The organism is Geomonas sp., assembly GCF_056994735.1.
Genome location: NZ_JBXKJL010000232.1, coordinates 1 through 4,546 on the forward strand (window position 1 = coordinate 1; position 4,546 = coordinate 4,546).

Here is a 4,546-nt window from a genome sequence, read left to right on the forward strand (position 1 = left end):
ACTTAATAGTGGCAAGGAAACGAGTATTTATATTGGTGACGGGGGTGGAATAATTAAAAATAGAAAATGTATATTACTATCCGAATTATTGGACAAGACACAAAAATTTATTGATAATGCGTTAATAGTTTAAGATGTAATCAAACATAATTGGATTATATTCCGAAGTAACAACTGTAAACACAAGAGAGCCTAGAGCCACGATCCCTAGGCTCTTTATATTTAATAATAATCCCAAACGAAAGAAGGTATCCCATGCATGACCATTGAATTGACAATCTTATTATCAGTAATCGCAGTTTGTTTGACAGCGTTTTTCGGTTTTAACGCATACATGCGAAATAAAAAGAAAGACAACAAAGAAGAAGGCAGTCAATCGGCAACCATCCTATCGGAGTTGAAAAATATCAAGGAAGGTGTCGCAGACATAAAAAAAGAAATGCAAGACATCAAAGCGAACGCAAGAGAAGACCATGACAGCGTAATTCGACTAGAGGAAGTTTTGAAATCGGCATTTGAGCGGATTAAAATATTAGAGGAACGAAAGGGAAAGGTAAACACATGAAAGAAAAATTAGCTAAATTAATCAACGTAAAATCACTCGTAACACTCATATTGACGGCGGTTTTTAGTTTCCTTGCTGTCAAAGGAGAAATCTCTGGTCAAGAGTTTATTGGAATTTTCACTATGATAATCGCTTTTTATTTTGGAACGCAAACGATGAAAAAAGAAGGTGAATAGATGAAACCAACAAATAAGCAATTACTCGAATGGTTTGAATATTTATGGCAATCCAAGGCTATTTATCTATGGGGTGCAAACAGCGAAAAAATCACATCGAAGTTAACGCACAAATTATTTGCATGGTTCGGCTCCAAGACTTACAATGCAGATTATTACGATGGGAAACTTGCCGAAGGCAAAGACAAAATCGGTGCTGATTGTAGCGGTTCATTTTACCCAATTAGCGGATTTGATACAACCGCACAAGGATATTATGATAAGTGTGCTGAACGTGGCTTAATTGTCAAAATTCAGCGTCAGAAGGTGTGCCAAGTATTTAAGTATAGTGTCGTCCAAAAGAAAATGACTCACATAGGATTATATGACGGCAACGGATATACAATCGAAATGAAATCTTCCAAAGACAACGTACATAAAGAAAAATTCAATCCGTTGCGATGGACAAACTATGGTATTCCAGATTGGTTGGAATATGTGAAAGAAAATCCTTATCCCGAACCAAGCGAAACAGTTTTCAAGGGAATGAAAGGACTTGCTGTCAAGTGGGTTCAATGGGAGCTCGTTCAAGATGGATTTAAGCTTTCTATCGATGGGGGTTGCGGAAAGAAAACCGACAAGGCGATTCGAGACTATCAGAAGAAACACGACTTAACTATTGACGGCAGGGTTGGAACTTTAACCAGAGATAAAATGAATAAATAAAAATAACCCCTAGTCATAATCGGCTAGGGGAATTTTAAAAAATAAGGCGGTGATTATATGATAACGGTAATTGGTAGAAAGATGAACGTGTCAGATAGTGAGAAGGATATTGGGTATGCTTGCGACAACGGATGCGAAGCCAGAGCGTTCTCTGTGCCACTAACTTATGGAGGCATCGACTTGACAGCAATGACATTTAAATTGGATTGCTCGATTAACGGAATGACAAACGTAATTGACCTAGAAAATAAAACAATTTCAGACACAATACTATTGACATGGAACATCACAGAAGACCAATTACAAAAGTCTGGCATGATGCAAGTACAAATTCGCGCGTATTCGGAATCTGGTGAAAAGTGGCATAGTGGAATAGGTTATTTTAATGTTAGAGTGGCTATCAATGCGGTTAACATGTTTCCTAGCGTATTGCCGTCAGAGTTTGCGCAGATGGAACAGAGAGTAACGGCAATGAAGGATATTGTTGTTACTAAAGTAGAAATTTCAAAAATAAAAGCTTCAGAAGCTTTATCAAGCGCGCATGCTACTAAGACGAATGAAACAAATTCAAAAACATCCGAGACTAACGCAAAAACATCCGAAATCAATGCTAAAATCAGCGAGTCAAATGCTAAGACAAGTGAAACAAACTCCGCTAGTTCAGCAACGTCAGCCTCGCAAAGCGCGACATTGGCACTTAACAGCAAAAACGCGTCTGCGCAGTCAGAAACTAACGCAGAATTATCCAAAATATCCGCTAAAACCTCTGAAAACAATGCAAAGGCATATGAAGCATCCGCGGAAAACAGCGCAATATCTTCCGCAAATTCGGTAGCGGAAATTACTAATGCAAAAAGTTCGGCAACCAAAGGAAAAATATTTGCTACTTTAGATGATAGATTAGAAGAATTGGACGCAGATACCTATTTCCCTGCAACAAACGCTGTAATAAATGGTGATTTTGGAAATGGAACTGCTGGATGGTCAGCTTCATTCTCTGTAAATTCAGTAAACGGTAGCGTATTGATTAATACTGGAGATGGAACGTCTTCTAGTCCGGCTATAAAACCAGCAAGTAATAACCTTAGCATACTACAGTCAATAGGTAAGAAAGTTTATATAAGCTGTGATGTTAAAGTTACCAATAGTTCGTGCAATGCAATTTGGCTATATGCAAAAAATGAGTCTGGCGCAGACATAGGTAATAGTGTTTTATTAATAAATTCTCCAGTAATAAATACTGTTTATCATGTATCAGCAGTATTAACAGAAACTTCTACAAATGGAAATTACTTTTCCTTTTGGATTAGACATCAATATGTAGATTCGGCTACAGCGAGCGGAAAGTCTGTCGAAGTCCAAAATATACTACCATTAGACCTTACAACTATTTTGGGTATTGGTAATGAACCAACATCTACTGAAATTGATATGATATTATCTAAATTCCTTAATAAATGGTTTAATGGAACAATTAATTCATTACTTAATTTAAAAGAATTATTTATTTATATTAATAAAAGAATTAATTTAAAAGCAAATTTAGCACAGGAAGCAATTATTACTCCAACATTCACTAATTCATGGGTATCTAATTCTACTACCGTTGGATTTTATAAAAATTCTATTGGAGAAGTTAAGCTAATAGGGTCAATAAAAAATGGAGTATTGGGAACTTCTGCTTTTATTTTACCAGTCGGATATAGACCGTCTCAAATAATACGCCGAGCATGTGTAAGCAACGGAGCGTTTGGATATCTTGAAATTGGTATAGATGGGACAGTTAAGCCATATGGAAACAATGCTTACATCGAAATGGGGTCTATATCGTTTCGAGTGGACGTGTAGGCATTTGGATTGAAACGATTCGCAGTGTAAAGACGAAAGATATTGTGACTCCAACAATAAAAAACAACAAAAAAATAACCCCTCAATGCGTGTACAAAGAGGGGTTTTGATTTTTTAATAAACGACATTCATGTATTGATATCCGCTACCTTCAACATCAGAATATACATTAAACTGAAATGTCTTAATATTGTACTCGGTCATTAATTCATCAAGCTTGTCCATCTTTAGCAGTGCATCAAAATTATAATCATAAACAATAAAAATTTTTTCATCACACCAAACATTTATTGTCATTTCATCGTCGGACATTAAATAATCAACAGTATATTCAAAGTCAATATTTTGCGTTATGATTTCATTGTAAAAATTAGTAGCCAGTTGTGAGTTAATTGCTACTTTTGGCTCCGACAATAATGTGAACGCCATTACTAACATTAATATACTTTTCATTATAAATCCTCCTTTGAATTTGGTTGTTGATGGTTGGTTAATATTTACTCTTGCAGTTATTGTACTACTTATAGGATTTTTTGTAAATAATAATATTTGTAAGAAAATAAACTTAATTGTAAATAATCTGTTCGAATGTTATAATGAAGCCTTGTTAACATTTTCTTAACAATTGTAATATACACAAAATATACAAATTATTATTAATATTAGTTAGAATGCCTGTTTATAAGGCTTTGTTGATTGGAGCAGTTATGAAGAAAAAAGCTTTAGATGTTTTAGAAAGTGCCTATATGATGGGTTTTCCGTGGTTTTGTTGTGTAGAGTCTAAGTTGAATTAAGCTACTCTATGTAGACAATATACAACTAGGTTACAAATTTGTCAAGTTATATTTTTATTAAGTCGATTGCTCGTAATAATTCTGTAATATCTTTTTGAATATATACTCCATCTGTGACATCTGAAATTGCATGACCCATGATTTTTTTAATGCTTACCTTATTGGCTCCAGCGTTATCAAGTAGGGTGGCAGTAGTATATCTAGTATCGTGTGGGGTGTGCTTCATATTAAGAGTCGTCATAAGTTCAGTCCAATATAATAGAAAAGTTTTATATGTCATCTTGCTGCCGATTTTACTTGACAGCAGATATTGATTTTCTGGATTGTAATACTTCTCAATTAATGGAAGTATTTTTTTGTGAATCGGAACAGTTCTATTCTTTCCAGCTTCGGTTTTTCCACCGCCGATTATAAAACGGCTGTCAATATTGATGTTCTTATTTTCTAAGTCGCAAAAC

The 4,546-nt window shown here is 34.9% G+C and carries 6 protein-coding genes; 4 read left to right on the plus strand and 2 right to left on the minus strand.

The annotated features are described in order from the left end of the window. Positions 1-259 precede the first annotated feature (259 nt). Genes AC11W3_RS09955 through AC11W3_RS09970 form a run of 4 tightly spaced genes read left to right on the plus strand, consistent with a single transcriptional unit; the run spans position 260 to position 3,294 of the window. On the plus strand, positions 260-565 hold the full coding sequence (locus tag AC11W3_RS09955) for a hypothetical protein (protein WP_484092944.1): 306 nt from the start codon (positions 260-262) through the stop codon (positions 563-565). After that, positions 562-741 carry a hypothetical protein gene (locus AC11W3_RS09960; RefSeq protein WP_484092945.1) on the plus strand — a complete coding sequence of 60 codons (180 nt, stop codon included), beginning with the start codon at positions 562-564 and terminating at the stop codon, positions 739-741. Before AC11W3_RS09955 ends, AC11W3_RS09960 begins: the two co-directional genes overlap by 4 nt. Next, positions 742-1,446: a peptidoglycan-binding domain-containing protein gene (locus tag AC11W3_RS09965; protein WP_484092946.1), complete on the plus strand. Its 705-nt coding sequence runs from the start codon at positions 742-744 to the stop codon at positions 1,444-1,446. Between the two features lie 57 nt (positions 1,447-1,503). Continuing rightward, positions 1,504-3,294, plus strand: a complete 1,791-nt coding sequence (locus AC11W3_RS09970) for a hypothetical protein (protein WP_484092947.1) — start codon at positions 1,504-1,506, stop codon at positions 3,292-3,294. A gap of 114 nt (positions 3,295-3,408) precedes the next feature. Here the strand turns inward: AC11W3_RS09970 and AC11W3_RS09975 are convergent, their stop codons facing one another. Both AC11W3_RS09975 and AC11W3_RS09980 read right to left on the minus strand, forming a co-directional pair. Then, positions 3,409-3,747: a hypothetical protein gene (locus tag AC11W3_RS09975; RefSeq protein WP_484092948.1), complete on the minus strand. Its 339-nt coding sequence runs from the start codon at positions 3,745-3,747 to the stop codon at positions 3,409-3,411. A gap of 387 nt (positions 3,748-4,134) precedes the next feature. Continuing rightward, a partial coding sequence (locus AC11W3_RS09980) for a tyrosine-type recombinase/integrase (protein ID WP_484092949.1) occupies positions 4,135-4,546 on the minus strand: 412 nt, incomplete at its 5' end.

Bases quoted from the DNA above. Each gene is read 5' to 3' on its own strand.
- AC11W3_RS09975 (WP_484092948.1), bottom strand. From the start codon at position 3,747: ATGAAAAGTATATTAATGTTAGTAATGGCGTTCACATTATTGTCGGAG.
- AC11W3_RS09955 (WP_484092944.1), top strand. From the start codon at position 260: ATGACCATTGAATTGACAATCTTATTATCAGTAATCGCAGTTTGTTTG.
- AC11W3_RS09970 (WP_484092947.1), top strand. From the start codon at position 1,504: ATGATAACGGTAATTGGTAGAAAGATGAACGTGTCAGATAGTGAGAAG.
- AC11W3_RS09965 (WP_484092946.1), top strand. From the start codon at position 742: ATGAAACCAACAAATAAGCAATTACTCGAATGGTTTGAATATTTATGG.
- AC11W3_RS09960 (WP_484092945.1), top strand. From the start codon at position 562: ATGAAAGAAAAATTAGCTAAATTAATCAACGTAAAATCACTCGTAACA.